This window comes from Streptomyces sp. NPDC085460, assembly GCF_044541975.1.
Lineage (GTDB): Bacteria > Actinomycetota > Actinomycetes > Streptomycetales > Streptomycetaceae > Streptomyces.
Genome location: NZ_JBITTO010000011.1, coordinates 57,316 through 72,490 on the forward strand (window position 1 = coordinate 57,316; position 15,175 = coordinate 72,490).

14 protein-coding genes and 1 riboswitch are annotated in these 15,175 nt (G+C 72.3%); of the genes, 1 reads left to right on the top strand and 13 read right to left on the bottom strand.

Annotation, left to right across the window (positions count from 1 at the left end):
* Nucleotides 1–8: 8 nt before the first annotated feature.
* The 9 genes from ACIGHB_RS27060 to ACIGHB_RS27100 form a co-directional block, all read right to left on the bottom strand.
* A complete protein-coding gene (locus tag ACIGHB_RS27060) occupies nt 9–1,304 on the bottom strand; it encodes a class I SAM-dependent methyltransferase (RefSeq protein WP_399916520.1) in 1,296 nt (431 codons plus the stop codon).
* A gap of 206 nt (nt 1,305–1,510) precedes the next feature.
* A complete protein-coding gene (locus ACIGHB_RS27065; RefSeq protein WP_360314604.1) occupies nt 1,511–2,899 on the bottom strand; it encodes an NAD(P)/FAD-dependent oxidoreductase in 1,389 nt (462 codons plus the stop codon).
* Between the two features lie 370 nt (nt 2,900–3,269).
* Complete coding sequence (locus ACIGHB_RS27070) at nt 3,270–4,184, bottom strand: exopolyphosphatase (RefSeq protein ID WP_399916523.1); 915 nt, start codon at nt 4,182–4,184, stop codon at nt 3,270–3,272.
* Nucleotides 4,181–4,711 carry a DUF501 domain-containing protein gene (locus ACIGHB_RS27075; protein WP_360314608.1) on the bottom strand — a complete coding sequence of 177 codons (531 nt, stop codon included), beginning with the start codon at nt 4,709–4,711 and terminating at the stop codon, nt 4,181–4,183. The genes ACIGHB_RS27070 and ACIGHB_RS27075 overlap by 4 nt, the downstream gene beginning before the upstream one ends.
* Nucleotides 4,712–4,733: 22 nt before the next feature.
* The gene (locus tag ACIGHB_RS27080) at nt 4,734–5,204 is read right to left on the bottom strand and encodes a septum formation initiator family protein (protein WP_360314610.1); all 471 of its coding nucleotides are present in this window, start codon (nt 5,202–5,204) and stop codon (nt 4,734–4,736) included.
* Nucleotides 5,205–5,337: 133 nt separating this feature from the next.
* Nucleotides 5,338–6,624, bottom strand: a complete 1,287-nt coding sequence (gene eno, locus ACIGHB_RS27085; protein WP_360314612.1) for a phosphopyruvate hydratase — start codon at nt 6,622–6,624, stop codon at nt 5,338–5,340.
* Between the two features lie 289 nt (nt 6,625–6,913).
* Complete coding sequence (locus ACIGHB_RS27090) at nt 6,914–7,660, bottom strand: transglycosylase family protein (RefSeq protein WP_360314614.1); 747 nt, start codon at nt 7,658–7,660, stop codon at nt 6,914–6,916.
* A 4-nt stretch (nt 7,661–7,664) separates the two neighbouring features.
* Nucleotides 7,665–7,841, bottom strand: a riboswitch (cyclic di-AMP (ydaO/yuaA leader).
* Nucleotides 7,842–8,105: 264 nt separating this feature from the next.
* Nucleotides 8,106–9,221 carry a transglycosylase family protein gene (locus ACIGHB_RS27095; RefSeq protein WP_399916526.1) on the bottom strand — a complete coding sequence of 372 codons (1,116 nt, stop codon included), beginning with the start codon at nt 9,219–9,221 and terminating at the stop codon, nt 8,106–8,108.
* Nucleotides 9,222–9,429: 208 nt separating this feature from the next.
* Nucleotides 9,430–10,758, bottom strand: a complete 1,329-nt coding sequence (locus ACIGHB_RS27100) for a cytochrome P450 (RefSeq protein WP_360314666.1) — start codon at nt 10,756–10,758, stop codon at nt 9,430–9,432.
* Between the two features lie 132 nt (nt 10,759–10,890).
* Between ACIGHB_RS27100 and ACIGHB_RS27105 the strand changes: the two genes are divergently transcribed.
* A complete protein-coding gene (locus ACIGHB_RS27105; protein WP_360314618.1) occupies nt 10,891–12,111 on the top strand; it encodes a globin domain-containing protein in 1,221 nt (406 codons plus the stop codon).
* Here the strand turns inward: ACIGHB_RS27105 and ACIGHB_RS27110 are convergent.
* The 4 genes from ACIGHB_RS27110 to ACIGHB_RS27125 form a co-directional block, all read right to left on the bottom strand.
* Nucleotides 12,108–12,326: a hypothetical protein gene (locus ACIGHB_RS27110; protein ID WP_360314620.1), complete on the bottom strand. Its 219-nt coding sequence runs from the start codon at nt 12,324–12,326 to the stop codon at nt 12,108–12,110. The two genes, ACIGHB_RS27105 and ACIGHB_RS27110, sit on opposite strands and share 4 nt — an antisense overlap.
* Nucleotides 12,323–13,282, bottom strand: a complete 960-nt coding sequence (locus ACIGHB_RS27115; RefSeq protein WP_360314622.1) for a nucleoside triphosphate pyrophosphohydrolase — start codon at nt 13,280–13,282, stop codon at nt 12,323–12,325. The genes ACIGHB_RS27110 and ACIGHB_RS27115 overlap by 4 nt, the downstream gene beginning before the upstream one ends.
* 26 nt (nt 13,283–13,308) lie before the next feature.
* Complete coding sequence (locus ACIGHB_RS27120; RefSeq protein WP_360314624.1) at nt 13,309–14,001, bottom strand: SurA N-terminal domain-containing protein; 693 nt, start codon at nt 13,999–14,001, stop codon at nt 13,309–13,311.
* Between the two features lie 122 nt (nt 14,002–14,123).
* On the bottom strand, nt 14,124–15,119 hold the full coding sequence (locus ACIGHB_RS27125) for a glycosyltransferase family 2 protein (RefSeq protein WP_360314626.1): 996 nt from the start codon (nt 15,117–15,119) through the stop codon (nt 14,124–14,126).
* Nucleotides 15,120–15,175: the final 56 nt, after the last annotated feature.

The window sequence follows — 15,175 nt, forward strand, 5'->3', positions numbered from 1 at the left end:
CCCTTCGGCTATTCCGTCCACTCCCGCGACCGCAGCGGCAGCCCGCTCGTCCCCGACGGCGGCGTCCGCACCGCCAGGAACTGGTTCACGCCGATCCTGTTGCGCTCGAAGGAGACCGCGGAGGCCGCCATGTAGAGCCGCCAGATCCGGGCCCGGCCCGGGGAGGTGAGCCGGACCGCCCGACCCCACTCCCTCTCCAGGTTCGCCACCCAGCGGCGCAGCGTCAGCGCGTAGTGCTCCCGGATCGCCTCCACGTCCCGGACCTCGAAGCCGGCCTCCTCCAGGGTGGTCAGGGTGCGGCCCATCGGGGCGAGTTCGCCGTCGGGGAAGACGTACGCGTCGATGAAGGCGTCCACGTGGTACGCCTCCTCGTCGGGCTCGGGGCGGCGCGAGATCTGGTGGTTCAGGAGCCGTCCGCCGGGCTTCAGGAGGCCGTACAGGAGGTCGGCGTACTCCCGGTACTTCTCCGCCCCCACGTGCTCGGCCATGCCGATGGAGGAGATCGCGTCGAACGGCCCGTCGGGCACGTCCCGGTAGTCCTGGACCCGGATCTCGATCCGGTCGGTGAGCCCCTCCTCGGCGATCCGCTTGCGGGCGAAGGCGGCCTGCTCGCGGGAGAGGGTGATGCCGACGACCCGGGCGCCGTACTCGCGGGCCGCGTGGATCGCCATCGAGCCCCAGCCGCAGCCCACGTCGAGCAGCCGGTCGCCCTCCCGCAGGGCGAGCTTGCGGGCGATCAGGTCGAGCTTGTCCCGCTGGGCGTCCTCCAGCGTGCCGCCGTCCGTCCAGTAGGCGCACGAGTAGACCATCGACGGGCCGAGCACCAGCGCGTAGAAGTCGTTGCCCACGTCGTAGTGGTGACTGATCGCCTGCTTGTCGCGGCGCCTGCTGTGCCGCCCGCCGCTGCGGCCCCTGGCCTCCTCGACGGGCGGCTTCGGCGGCGGCAGCGGGCCGGCCAGCCGCACCAGGCCCGCGACGGCGGCCCGGATCCGCGGATCCCGTACCGCCGAGAGCAGCCCGCCGGGCTCCCCCTCGCGCTCCCAGATCAGCCCGGACAGCCGGTCCAGGGCCGCGTACAGGTCCCCTTCGACGTCGATCTCGCCGGCCACCCAGGCGCGGGCCAGGCCCAGTTCGCCGGGCTTCCAGAGGACGCGGCGCAGCGCCCTGCGGTCCCGGATCACCAGCACGGGTCCGTCGCCCGGCGGGCCCGCCTCGCTGCCGTCCCAGGCGCGCAGGCGCAGCGGAAGGGGGATACCCAGCAGATCCTCGGCGAGAGTCGCGAGCCGCGTCGCGGCGTCGGCCATGGTGACACACCTCCGTGGTCCTTGCTCCGGACTCGTCCGTCACCAAGGGAACACCGTCGGTAGGGATTTCCCATCCCGCCGCGACGCAAGAAGTGCGCAAAACACGCCGAAGGGCCGTCCGCACCACGGATGACGGACGGCCCTTCGGGCACTGGCAGAGGCACTGCCGGGGTACTGCCGGGTCGCTGCGGATCCGCAGCGGGGTGTTACGACGCCTTGGCCTTCTCCGGGGCCTTCGCCGCGGCCGGGGCCGGGGCGGGCTTGGCGGCCTCGTAGAACTCCTCGCGCGGCGTCTCCATGGCACCGAGCGAGACGACCTCGCGCTTGAGGAACATGCCGAGGGTCCAGTCGGCGAAGACGCGGATCTTGCGGTTGAAGGTCGGCATCGCCATGCCGTGGTAGCCACGGTGCATGTACCAGGCGAGACGGCCCTTGAGCTTGATCTTCATCTTGCCCATGACGATCATGGCCACGCCCTTGTGCAGGCCGAGACCGGCGACCGCGCCCTTGTTGGCGTGGCTGTACTCGCGCTGCTCGAAGCCGCGCATGCCCGACACCACGTTGTCGCCGAGGACCTTGGCCTGGCGCAGGGCGTGCTGGGCGTTCGGCGGGCACCAGGCGCGCTCGGCCGGGACGCCGGCCTTGATCGCGGCGAGGTCCGGGACCTGGGCGTTGTCGCCGGCGGCCCAGGCGTAGGGCATGCCCTTGATCTGAAGCTTCTCGTTGCAGTCCACGTGGCCGCGGGGGCCGAGCGGGAGGCCGAAGCGGGCGAGGGCCGGGTTCGGCTTGACGCCGGCGGTCCACACGATGGTGTTGGAGTCGACCTCGAGGCCGTTCTTGAGCACGACGTGGCCGTCCACGCAGGAGTCCATGGAGGTCTCCAGGTAGATCTCGATGCCGCGGGACTCCAGGTGCTCCTTGCCGTACTGGCCGAGCTTGGGGCCCACCTCGGGGAGGATCTTGTCGGCCGCGTCGACCAGGACGAAGCGCATGTCCTCGCGGGACACGTTCGTGTAGTACTTGGCCGCGTCGCGGGCCATGTCCTCGACCTCGCCGATGGTCTCGGCGCCGGCGAAGCCACCGCCGACGAAGACGAAGGTCAGGGCCTTGCGGCGGACCTCCTCGTCGGTGGTCGAGTCGGCCTTGTCCAGCTGCTCCAGAACGTGGTTGCGCAGCCCGATGGCCTCCTCGATGCCCTTCATGCCGATGCCCTGCTCGGCGAGGCCGGGGATCGGGAAGGTGCGGGAGACGGCACCCATCGAGATGACCAGGTAGTCGAAGGGCAGCTCGTACGCCTCGCCGACGAGCGGCGCGATCGTGGCGACCTTGCGGTCCTGGTCGATGGTGGTGACCCGGCCGGTGAGCACCTCGGCTCCGCGCACGACGCGTCGCAGCGGGACGACGACGTGGCGCGGCGAGATGCTGCCGGCGGCGGCTTCGGGGAGGAAGGGCTGGTAGGTCATGTACGACCGGGGGTCGACGACCGTGACGGTCGCCTCGGCATAGCGCATCTTCTTGAGGATGCGCCGCGCGGCGTACAGGCCAACGTACCCGCCGCCTACGATGAGGATCCTGGGACGCTCCGTGGTGCTCATGCCATCGAGTATCCACCCACCCCGGGGGGTCACCTCGTGCGCCCCTTCACAAGCTTCCCGGGGTGCTCTGCTACACTCCGCCGCCCACGTGATCCACGTCATGGTCGTGCAAAGGAACCGGAATGCAGTGGTGAACGTTGTTCACCGCCGCTGAACTGGCCCGGAGAGCCCCCGTTAACGCTGAACCAAGGGGCCCGTTCACACGATGGAAACTTCGAGCGAAGTGGCCTCCGCGCCTGCGAAAGGGCCCTGAGGACCCCCTCGGAGGGCCCTAAGACCCCCCTCCGGCGCCATCAGGGCCCTTTTCCTTGTGAAGAACTTCACGAAGCTTTTCCGACAGGGTGTCGCGGGACCCCTCGATAGGGGGCCTCTATGCGACGGATAGGGCGATCCCATCGAGGATGTCGTGCTCGCTGACCACGACCTCGGCGGCTCCGACGCGCTCGACGATCTCCTGGAGGACGAGCGCGCCGGCCACGATGACGTCGACCCGGCCGGGGTGGACGACGGGGATCGCGGCCCGCTCGTCGTGGGTGGAGGCGAGCAGCCGCCGGGTGACCGCGGCGACCTGGCCGGCGGAGATCCGGGCGTGGTGGATCTTCGTGGAGTCGTACTCGGGGAGCCCGAGGGCGATGGCGGCGACGGTGGTGACGGAGCCGGCCAGGCCGACGAGGGTCCGGGCGGTGCCGAGCGGGACGGTCTCGGCGGCGAGGTCGAGGGCGGCGCGCACGTCGGCGCGGATGGCCTCGGCCTCCTCGGCGGTCGGCGGGTCGTGGCGGACGTGCCGCTCGGTGAGCCGGACGCAGCCGATGTCGACGGAGCGGGCGGCCTCGACGTGCCGGTTGCCGGTGACGAACTCGGTGGAGCCGCCGCCGATGTCGACGACGAGGTACGACTCCGAGTCCGGCAGCTCGCCGGTGGCGCCGGTGAAGGAGAACTCGGCCTCCTGGTCGCCGGTGATCACCTCGGGTTCGACGCCGAGGATCGCCACGACCCCGTCGACGAACTCCTGCCGGTTCTCGGCGTCGCGGGAGGCGGAGGTGGCGACGAAGCGGATCCGCTCCGCGCCGAGCTCCCTGATGACCTCCGCGTAGGCGCGGCAGGCGGCGAAGGTCCGCTCCAGCGCCTCGGGGGCGAGCCGGCCGGTGCGGTCGACGCCCTGGCCGAGCCGGACGATCGTCATCCGCCGGTCGAGCTCGACGAGCTCCCCGGTCTCCGGGTGGACGTCGGCGACGAGGAGGCGGATGGAGTTGGTACCGCAGTCGATTCCGGCGACCCTGGTCACTTCGCCTCCTCCGCGCACGGGTTGACGCACGGGCCCTTGGCCCACCACTCGGGGAGCATGGCGAGGGCCTCGTCGCCGAACGGGTTGACGCCCGGCCCCGCCACCAGCGAGTGGCCGACGAGGACGTGCAGGCACTTCACGCGGTCGGGCATGCCGCCGGCGCTGGGGAAGCCCTCCAGGACCTCGATGGCGTCGCGGCGGGCGAGGTAGTCCTCGTGCGCGGCGCGGTAGGCGGCGGCGAGCTCGGGATCGGTGGCGAGCCGGGCCTGCATCTCCTTCATGACCCCGTTGGCCTCCAGGGTGCCGATGGCCGAGGCCGCCCGGGGGCAGGTGAGGTAGTACGTGGTCGGGAAGGGGGTGCCGTCGGGCAGCCGGGGCGCGGTCTCGACGACGTCCGGGTTGCCGCAGGGGCAGCGGTGCGCGATGGCGCGCAGGCCGCGCGGCGGCCGGCCGAGCTGGGCCTCGAAGGCGGCGACGTCCGCGTCGGTGGGCTCGGTGCGTTCGGTCTGCGGAGGGGGCGTTTCCATCGTGGATCCTGAGTCGGGTCGGTCAGTGGCGGTCGGCGTTGTCGACGCCGTCCCAGAGGTTGTCGTACCAGGGGCGGTCGGCCGCTTCCTGGTCGGCGCGGGGGCGGTCGGCCGCCCCGGGGTCGTTCACGGTGAAGCCGGTCTCGCCGGGAAGCACGTAGTGGAGGTGTTCGCGGGCGAGGCGGCGGACGTAGGCGGGGTCCTGGAGGCGGGCCTTCTCGTCCCGCAGCTCCTCGACCCGCCGGGCCGCCTCGGCGGCCTTGCGCTCCTGTTCGGCGATCTCGCCCTGCTGGGAGACGTAGCTCCTTATCGGGTAGGCGAGGGCGACGACGAGGGAGCAGACGACGAGGGCCAGGAAGGCGGCGCGGCCGGTGAGCCGGGAGCGCCGGGCCTGGCGGCGGGTCTGGGAGCGGTAGACACGGGCGGCGGTCTGCTCGCCGAGCAGCCTGATCCGGGTCGCGGTGGAGAACCGGTCCCGGTCCTTGACGGCCATGTCGTGTCGCCTCCCCTGTCGTCCGGTGTCCTTCTGTCTCCGGTGTCCCTCAAACGTGCGTCCCCGCACACGGTACGGGACCGGGTGCGGGGACGGACGGAACTGCGGTGCCGGGGCCGGTCGGCCCCCGCGGTCAGCCCTTGAAGCGCGGGAAGGCGCTGCGGCCGGCGTAGACGGCGGCGTCGTCGAGGATCTCCTCGATGCGCAGCAGCTGGTTGTACTTGGCGACGCGCTCGGAGCGGGCCGGGGCGCCGGTCTTGATCTGGCCGCAGTTGGTGGCGACGGCGAGGTCGGCGATGGTGACGTCCTCGGTCTCGCCGGAGCGGTGGGACATCATGCACTTGAAGCCGTTGCGCTGGGCGAGCTCGACGGCGTCGAGGGTCTCGGTCAGCGAGCCGATCTGGTTGACCTTCACCAGGAGGGCGTTGGCGGACTTCTCCTCGATGCCGCGGGCGAGGCGCTCGGGGTTGGTGACGAAGAGGTCGTCGCCGACGAGCTGGACCTTGTCGCCCAGCTTCTCGGTGATGACGTTCCAGCCGGCCCAGTCGTCCTCGAACAGCGGGTCCTCGATGGAGACGAGCGGGTACGCGGAGACGAGCTCCTCGTAGTACTCGGTCATCTCGGCGGCCGAGCGGGACTTGCCCTCGAACTCGTAGGAGCCGTCCTTGTAGAACTCGGAGGCGGCGCAGTCGAGCGCGAGCGCGATGTCCTTGCCGGGGACGTAGCCGGCCTGCTTGATGGCCTCGATGATGAGGTCGAGCGCGGCGCGGTTGGAGTCCAGGTTCGGGGCGAAGCCGCCCTCGTCGCCGAGGCCGGTGGAGAGGCCCTTGGTCTTCAGGACGGACTTGAGGGTGTGGTAGACCTCGGTGCCCCAGCGCAGCGCCTCGGAGAAGGACTCCGCGCCGATCGGGGCGATCATGAACTCCTGGATGTCGACGTTGGAGTCGGCGTGCGACCCACCGTTGAGGATGTTCATCATCGGAACGGGCAGCAGGTGCGCGTTCGGGCCGCCGAGGTAGCGGAAGAGGGGGAGGTCGCTGGCCTCGGAGGCGGCGTGCGCGACGGCGAGGGAGACGCCGAGGATGGCGTTGGCGCCGAGCGAGGACTTGTCCGGGGTGGCGTCCAGGTCGAACATGGCCTGGTCGATCAGGCGCTGCTCGGTGGCGTCGTAGCCGACGAGCTCCGGGCCGATCTGCTCGATGACGGCGAGGACCGCCTTCTCGACACCCTTGCCGAGGTAGCGGTTCTGGTCGCCGTCGCGGAGCTCCAGGGCCTCGAAGGCTCCGGTGGAGGCGCCGGACGGCACGGCAGCACGACCGGTGCTGCCGTCGTCGAGGCCGACCTCGACCTCGACCGTGGGGTTGCCTCGGGAGTCCAGGATTTCCCGGGCTACGACGACGTCGATGGACGGCACGAGCATCTCCTTCTGGGATGTGACGCTAGGTGTGACGCAGGGGTCGCAAGGTCTCGTTCGCCTTGCGACAAGAGCCTAACCGGCTCCGGCGGTCCGGCCAGCCGACCGCCCGTCCCCTGGGACGAAAAAGGGCCCAAGAGCACGCATCGAAGGACGAAAGACCCGGGATCTACTGGACAGTAACGGCAGAACCCCGGTCCGGAGCCCACGGGGGAAGGGGCTCGGGACCGGGGTGGTCACCGCGGGAGGGTCGTCGGGCACCGGGAAGCCGCCGGACTCACCGGTGCCGAGGGCCTTACTTCAGGTGGAGCTGCTGGCCCGGGTAGATCAGGTCGGCGTTCTCGACGACGTCCTCGTTGAGCTCGAAGAGCTCGGCCCAGCCGCCGTCGACGCCCTGCGCCGCGGCGATCTTGCTGAGGGTGTCGCCGGCCACGACCTTGTACTCGCCGTCGCCCTTCTTGACCTTCTTGCCGGTCGGGGTGGTGACGGTCTTCTTGGCGGCGGCCTGCGGCGCGGCCTGGGCCTTGGGGGCCTGGCGCTGCTCGCTGCGGTTGGCCGGCTGCTCGGCGGAGCGCTTCGGGGCGCTCTGCTGGGTGCTCTGCTTCGGGGCGCTCTGCTGCTGGGTGCTCTGCTGCTGCGGAGCCGCCTCGGCGGAGCCGCCGTCGTAGGAGGCGGAGGAGAGGCCGACGCCGCAGCTCGGCCAGGCGCCCTTGCCCTGGCCCGCGAGGACCTTCTCGGCGATGGCGATCTGCTGCGACTTGCTGGCCTGGTCGGCGGTGGGGGCGTAGGCGGTGCCGCCGAACGCGGCCCAGGTGGAGGCCGAGAACTGGAGGCCGCCGTAGTAGCCGTTGCCGGTGTTGATCGACCAGTTGCCGCCGGACTCGCACTGGGCGACGCGGTCCCACTCGGAGGCGGTGGCGGCCGAGGCGGTGCCGGCGGCCATCAGCGGGGCGGCGACGGCCGCACCGGTGACGCCGACGAGGGCGACGACGCGAGTGGCCTTGGAGGGACGACGGCGCTTGCCCGTGCCGGAGAACAGCATGGAGTTTCCTCTTCACCGACGCCTGTGAGGTGAGCTGTCGGGTTCGGGCTTGAAGAGTTCGCCCGGCCACGCGTCCTTGCGCGCGGCTTCACCCCTAGCCGGTCGGCCGTCCGTCGTTCCCGACGGCCGGGACCGGCACGAACCTTGGGTCCCCCACTCCTGCCTGCGGCGCTTTCGCGACGACAGTTCCCGGCGGCCGACGGCAGGACTCGGCGTTTCGGTCGACGGGGCCCGCGGTGGCGAGCGGTGATGACCGTAGACACACACCTGCTCGAAGTTCAAAGGGCCTTACGACGGACAAATCGCCCTTACTTGCACTCCGTCAGACCTCGTTTGCGCAGGTGAGAGCTGACGGAAGCAAAGTTTGCGGACGTGACACGCCAGTTGGGGCGAAGAGACCCATGTCTCACTTTCCCAAAATCGGACATAAGGCCCTGAAACGGCCTCACTTCTCCGACGGAGGGTTCGTCAGCTCAAGGCTCTGACCAGGGAGGATGAGATCCGGATCGGTGCCGACCGTATGGCGGTTGGCGTCATACAGGGCGTCCCAGCCGCCGGGGAGATCGTTCTCCCGCGCAATCTCCGACAGGCTGTCACCCGGCCGCACGGTGTAGGCGTCACTTGCGTCCGAGTTGACGGGGATTGAGGTGACCTTGTCCGCAGCTGCGGCATGTCGACCGGATTCCTGCTCGGTGTCCGTCTTGTCGGTTTCCTCCGGGGCGGCCTCGCCCCGGTGCTTGCCCGTCCCGGGTGTGGCCGACGACACGTCAGCCCCGTCCGTACCGGGGGTCACCGGGGTGGCGGGCGCCTCGGGGTCCGCCGGGGTCTTCGAGGCGTCCGGCGACGTGACCGGGGCGTCGGGCGCGGTCGTGCCGGGGGCGATGGTGCCGGGGGTGCCCGTGGAGGCGTCCGGGGCGGGCGTGGAGGCGTCGGGGGCGGGCGTCGCCGGAGGCGTGGCGGTGCCCTCGGGGGCCTGCGTGGCGGGCGCGGTGGGCTCGGCGGGCGTGGTGGGCTTCGCCGGCGCGGCCGGAGCGGTGGCGGTGCCGGCCGCCGTCTCGGCGGCCTTCTCGGCCTTCTCGGCCCGCTCGGTGGCCGTCGTGGCCTTCTCGGCGGGCGCGGCGGGCTTCGGCGCCGTCTTCTCCGCGCCGGAGCTCGCGCCGGTGTCCGCGCCACCGGTCCAGTTCGACTCGGGGGCCACGCCGCCCTCGTCCTCCTCCTGGACGGCCGGGCCGGGCTGTACGCCGGTCGCCTTGCCGTCGTTCGTCAGCCCGGCGATGGGGGCGCAGGTGGCCCAGTCGGTGCTGCCGGAGGAGAGCGCCTTGTCGGCCACGGCGATCTGCTGGGCGCGGCTGGCGAGGTCCGGGCTGGGGGCGTACGCGAGTCCGCCGTGCCGCTCCCACGCCTCCTGTGTCATCTGGAGGCCGCCGTACGCTCCGTTGCCGAAGTTGGCGCTCCACTGGCCGGCGGACTCGCAGGCGGCGACCCGGTCCCAGGTGGCCGCGTCGGCGGCGGAGGCGGAGCCGGCGGCGAGCAGCGGCAGCGCCATGGCGGATCCGGTCACTCCCGCGGTGACGACGATCGCGGGAGCCTGACGGGGTCGACGGTGTCGTCCGTTTCCGGAAAGCATGTCGGGGCCTTTCGCGTGACGGCAGGGACGGCTGGGACGGCCGGGTTCCGGCCGAACGCTGGCGCGAAGGTAGCCGCATTCGAACGCCCGTCACAAGTCGATGGCTTCCCGATCACGTGAAGATCACATTTCTGACACACCGTCACGCGCGGGGCGGGGGTGCGGATGGGGTGAACTCCACCGGAAGCGTGCGCAACCCCCTCATGATGAGCCCTCCGCGCCACCGCAGTTCCTCCGGATCGACGGCAAGTCGCAGGTCCGGCAGGCGGGTCAGGAGGGTGGCGAGCGCGGTCTGTCCTTCGAGGCGGGCGAGCGGCGCGCCCAGGCAGTAGTGGATGCCGTGCCCGTACCCGAGGTGCTGGTTGTCCGCGCGGGCGAGGTCGAGGGTGTCCGGGGCGCCGAACCGGTCCGGGTCGCGGTCGGCCGCCGCGAGGACGACGAGGACCGGGTCGCCGGCCGGGATCGCCTGCCCGCCGATGCTCAGCCCCGTGGTCGCGTACCGCCAGGTCGCCAGCTCCACCGGCCCGTCGTACCGCAGCAGTTCCTCGACCCCGGTCTCCAGGAGCCCGGTCTCCCCGGCGGCGAGCGACGCCTGGAGGCGGGCGCGCTGCTCCGGGTGGCGCAGCAGGGCGTAGGCGCCGTTGCCGATGAGGTTGATGGTCGTCTCGAAGCCGGCGAAGAGGAGCACGAAGCACATGGCGACGGCCTCGGCCTCGGTGAGGTGGTCGCCGTGGTCCGAGGCGCGGATGAGGCCGGAGATGAGGTCGTCCGCGCCTTCCTCCCGCAGGGACTCCCGCTTGCGGTGGATCAGCTCCGCGAGATAGCCGCGGATCTTCTTCACCGAGCGCGCCACCCCGCCCCTCGGTCCCCCGCCGTGCCGGATCATCATCCCGGCCCAGTCCCGGAAGTCGTCCTGGTCCTCGGCGGGGACGCCGAGCATGTCGCAGATGGCGTAGATGGGCAGCGGGAAGGCGAACTCGTGGATGAGGTCGGCGCTCCCCCGCGCCGCGAGGTCGTCGATGAGCCGGTCCGCCAGCTCCTGCACGCGCGGCGCGAAGGCGGCGACGCGGCGCGGGGTGAACGCCTTCGACACGAGCCGCCGCAGCCGGGTGTGGTCCGGCGGGTCGATGTTGAGGAGGTGGGTCATCAGCCCGGCGCTGCGCTCGCCGGGAATGCCGGTCTTGCCCGGCTCGGCGTGGTGCACCGGGTTCTTCGAGAGCCGCTGGTCGGCGAGGGCCTGCCGGGCGTCCGCGTACCGGGTGACGAGCCACGCCTCGACCCCGCTGGGCAGGGTGGTCCTGTGCACCGGCGCGTGCTCCCGCAGCCAGGCGTACGCCGGGTACGGATCGCTCGCGAACTCCCAGCTGAACAGCGCGGGAACCGGCCCGCCGCCGGCTCCGGACGAGGCGCCGGCGACGGGACAGGAGGCCGGCGCGGGGCTCGTACCGGATGTTCCAGGCGTACCGGGCATATGGGGCATCGGGGCGGGTCCTTCACTCACGCCCCGACCGTACCGTCCGGTCCTCGGGATCCCGCCGCCCGACCTGACGTGATCACCGGCCGGTGATCACGTCGTGACGGCCCGTGCCCTACATTTCCCCGCGTGGACCTCGCCTTGCTCAGAAGCACCTTCGCGGTCGTCGAGAGACGGGCCGAACACGCCGTCACGTACTTCTACTCGCACCTGTTCTGGCGCAACCCCGGCGTGCGCGCGCTCTTCCCGGAGGACCCCGAGCACCTGGTCCCGCAGCGCGACCGGCTGTTCGCCGCGCTCACGCACGTCGTGACCTCGCTGGACGACCCCGGCCTCGCCGCCTACCTGGGCCGCCTCGGCCGCGACCACCGCAAGTTCCTCGCCTCCCCCGCCCTGTACGCGGCGGTCGGCGAGAGCCTGCTCGCCGCCTTCGCGCACACCGCGGGGGCGGTGTGGACGGTCGAGGCGGAGAAGGCGTGGTCGGAGGCGTACGGGCGGGTCGCCGACCTGATGCTGGCGGGCGCGGAGGAGTCGGCCGCCGCGGGGGAGCCCGCCTGGTGGGACGCGGACGTCGTCGGCCACGAGCGGCACGGCGACGACCTGGCCGTGCTCACGCTGCGCCCCCGCAGGCCCTTCCCCTATCTCCCCGGCCAGTACGCCGGCGTCAGCTCGCTCCGGGTCCCGCGGGTGTGGCGCACGTACTCGCTCGGCAACGCGCCCCGCGCGGACGGCACGCTCGACCTCCACGTGAGCCGCATCCCCGGCGGGGCGATGAGCACGGCCCTGGTGGACGAGGTCCGGCCGGGCGAGACGCTGCGGCTGAGCGCCGCCGGCGGCGCGGCGGTCTCCCGTACCGCGCCGGGCGCGCTCCGCACGTATATATGCGCCGGTACGGGCTGGGCGCCGGTCAAGGCCCTCCTGGAGGAGGCGGCCGGCTCCGACCCGGACGCCGAGGGCCGGATCTTCTCGGTGGCCCGGTCCCGGGAGTACCTGTACGGGCGCGAGGAGCTGGACCGGCTCGCCGCCCGGCTGCCGGGCCTCAGCGTCACCTACATCACCGCGGCGCCCCGCCACCCCCGCGACCAGGCCACCGAACGGCTGCTCACCGCGCTGCGGTCCTGCGGCCGCTGGCCGGACCACGACGTCTACCTGGCGGGACCGCCCGGCTTCCTCGGCGAGGTCTCCGAGGTCCTGGAGGAGCTGGGCGCCGACCCGGCCCGCACCCGCCACGACGTCCTCCCGCCCGCCGGCCGCTTCACCACCCGCCCGGCCACCCGCGCCGAGTGGCTCCTGGGGCCCCCGGCGGTCCGCTGGCACGACCCGGCGGCCCGCGCCCCGCGCGCGGACTAGGAGAGGGCCGCGCGGCGCGCCCTGCGGCGCCAGACGGCCCTGCGGAGCAGTTCCTCGGCGTACCAGAGCGCCGCCAGCCAGGCGAGCGGCCGCAGCCAGTCCCACAGATCGCTCTCGAGCGACAGCATCATCGCCATGCCGAAGCAGAGGAACACCTCGATGTCCCGCTCCTTCGACGGCGGTCTGCGCAGCCTCTTCAGGAAACGGTCCCTCACAGCCCCTCCGCCCCTCTGATCGCGTCCCGGTACGCCCGCGCCGCCGCCCGCAGCGCCGCCTCCGGGTCGACGCCCTCGGCCTCCGCGCGGGCCGCGAGGGCCAGCAGCTCGTAGCCGACGCCCTCGCCGCGCGGGAGCGGCACGCCGAGGCCGGCCGTGCGGACCCGGCTCGCGAGCTTGGCGGCGAGCGCGAGGCCGGGCTGTCCGACGGGCACCCCGTCGGTCACCGACTCCCGGCCCTTCTCGACGGCCTTGGCGCGCAGCCAGTGGGCGCGGACGTCCTCGGGCGTCTCGGCGGTCTCGTCGCCGAAGATGTGCGGGTGGCGCTGGATCAGCTTCTCCACGAGGGTGCCGGCCACGTCGTCGACGGAGAACGGCTCCTCGGCGTCCTCCTCGGCGATCCGCGCGTGGAAGACGACCTGGAGGAGGACGTCCCCCAGCTCCTCCCGCAGCTCGTGCCGGTCACCGGCCTCGATCGCCTCGACCAGTTCGTACGCCTCCTCGATGGCGTACTTGGCGAGGCCCTGGTGCGTCTGGAGCGAGGACCAGGGGCACTGGCGCCGGATGACGTCCATGACCTGGACGAGGTCGAGCAGGCGGGCGCCCGGCAGGTCGTACGAGCCGGGCAGCAGCTCCAGGTCGGGCATGGCGGCGCGGCCGGATCCGGCGAGCCGGGCGAGCCCGTCGGTGAGGGCGCGGTCGCCCTCGCCGGAGGGCAGCACGAGGACGGTGCGGCCGCCGGCGCAGGCCGCGACCAGCTCCTCCGCGGTGGGGCGGACGTGCTCGACGGCGACGCCCGCCTCCCGCAGGTACGGCAGCTGGGGGTGGTGCTCGTCGGGGCAGAGGACCCGGTCGGCCCCGCGCAGCGCCTGCCAGGCGGGCCAGGACAGCAGTCCGGGCGCCACCCGGTGGCTGGCGGTGAGCAGGACGACCCGGCCGGGGTTCACGGAGTTCACCCCTCGAACCTACCCCGGGGGCGGGGTCAGCCCGGAAGCTGCTCCGCGCCCGCGGCGGCCTGCTGCCGGGAGACCTTGATCAGCCAGGGAGCGGTGTCGGCGCCGGTGTCGAGCTGGACCTTGGTGTCGTCCCAGGCGCCGTACCGCGGGTTCACGTCGATGTCGAGGGACTTCGACGCGGCGGCGAAGAGCTCCTGGAGCTTCTGCTGGCCCTCGGGGGTCTCGGTGATCCCCAGCTTCTCGATGATCTTGGTCATGAGGACGTTGCGCCGGACGACGTCGTCGATCTGGCCGGGGGCGACGCCCTGCTGCTGGAGCAGGACGGCCTCCAGGCCCTCCTCGCCGCCGTTGTCGCGGACGAAGGCCGCGCGGGTCTGCTGGAGTTCGGCGCGGCTGGCGGTGACGCCCTGGTCGGCGGCGACCTCGTCGAGGATCCGGTCGAAGATCATGCCGTTGAGCTTCTGCCGGCCGAGGTCTCCGGTGGCGGCGATCAGCTGGTCGGACTGCGGCGACGCGGACTGCGCGTCGCGGGCCGCCCTCACCTGGGCCTGGAGACTCGAGACGTCGATGCGCTCGCCCCCGACGACGGCCGCCGCCCCTGGGTGGGCGTCGCTGCCGCACGCGGTGAGCAGCGGGGCCGCGGCGAGGAGCGCGGCGGAGAGGGCAAGCGCGGTGCGGCGGCGTGCGGGGCTGTCGTGGCGGCGGTCGCGGCGGTGCAAAGGAGCCTCCCGGGCTGGTCGTGCGTCAGTTGGACGACCTTGCGGTGATCGATGGTAGGGAGTCGCCGGGACCGTAGCCACTACTTCGCGGGGACAACTTGCCCGTCACCGCGTCTCAGGGGTCACTTCCGGACGACCGTCTCCCACAACGAGGCACCCGCCGCCCGGGTGTCGGCGGGCCCGTCGGCCTTCTCGCGGCCCGTGTGCGTCTCGGCGACCAGGTAGTGGGGCCGGCGCTTCACCTCGTAGTAGATGCGGCCGACGTACTCGCCGATCAGGCCGACCATGACCATCTGGACGCCGGCGAGGGCGGTGACGGCGACGAGGAGGGTGACGTAGCCGGGCGTGTCGACGCCGTGGGCGAGGGCGTCGGCGACGATCCAGCCGGCGTAGGCGAGGGCGAGGGAGACGAGCAGCAGGCCCAGGTAGACGGCGGCCCGCAGCGGCTTGTTGTTGAAGGAGAGGAGCCCGTCGAGGCCGTAGTTGAGGAGCTTGCCGAAGGTCCACTTGGACCGGCCCTCCTCGCGCACCGCGTTCTCGTAGGCGAAGGTCGTGGTCCGGAAGCCGACCCAGGAGAAGAGCCCCTTGGAGAAGCGGTTGTACTCGCCGAGCCCGAGGATCGCGTCGACCGTGCGCCGGGAGAGCAGCCGGAAGTCGCCGACGCCGTCGACGAGTTCGACGTCGACGAGCCGGTTGATCGCCCGGTAGTAGAGGCGGGCGGTGAGGGTACGGGTGACCCGGTCGCCCTCGCGGGTGCGGCGGGCGACGACCTGGTCGTACCCCTCGGCGTGCAGCGCGACCATGCGGTGCACCAGCTCCGGCGGGTGCTGGAGGTCCGCGTCCATGATCACGACGGCGTCGCCGGCGGCGTGCCGGAGCCCGGCGAGCATGGCGGCCTCCTTGCCGAAGTTGCGGCTGAAGGAGACGAAGCGGACCCGCGCGGGGTCGGCGGCGGCGAGGTCCCGCAGGATCGGGAGGGTCCGGTCGCGGCTTCCGTCGTCCACGTAGACGATCTCGAACTCGCCCTCCAGGGCGTCGAGTTCCTTCGTCACATGGGTGTGGAAGCGGGCGAGGACGTCCTCCTCGTTGAAGCAGGGGACGACGAGAGAGAGCAGCACATCCGACACCCAAGGGCAGGCCGGTGACCCTCCCGCCCCGCCGGGGTGACGACGGG

Coding starts and splice junctions, on each gene's coding strand:
- ACIGHB_RS27060 (WP_399916520.1), bottom strand. CDS start 1,304: ATGGCCGACGCCGCGACGCGGCTCGCGACTCTCGCCGAGGATCTGCTG.
- ACIGHB_RS27065 (WP_360314604.1), bottom strand. CDS start 2,899: ATGAGCACCACGGAGCGTCCCAGGATCCTCATCGTAGGCGGCGGGTAC.
- ACIGHB_RS27075 (WP_360314608.1), bottom strand. CDS start 4,711: ATGGAAACGCCCCCTCCGCAGACCGAACGCACCGAGCCCACCGACGCG.
- ACIGHB_RS27080 (WP_360314610.1), bottom strand. CDS start 5,204: ATGGCCGTCAAGGACCGGGACCGGTTCTCCACCGCGACCCGGATCAGG.
- eno (WP_360314612.1), bottom strand. CDS start 6,624: ATGCTCGTGCCGTCCATCGACGTCGTCGTAGCCCGGGAAATCCTGGAC.
- ACIGHB_RS27090 (WP_360314614.1), bottom strand. CDS start 7,660: ATGCTGTTCTCCGGCACGGGCAAGCGCCGTCGTCCCTCCAAGGCCACT.
- ACIGHB_RS27100 (WP_360314666.1), bottom strand. CDS start 10,758: ATGCCCGGTACGCCTGGAACATCCGGTACGAGCCCCGCGCCGGCCTCC.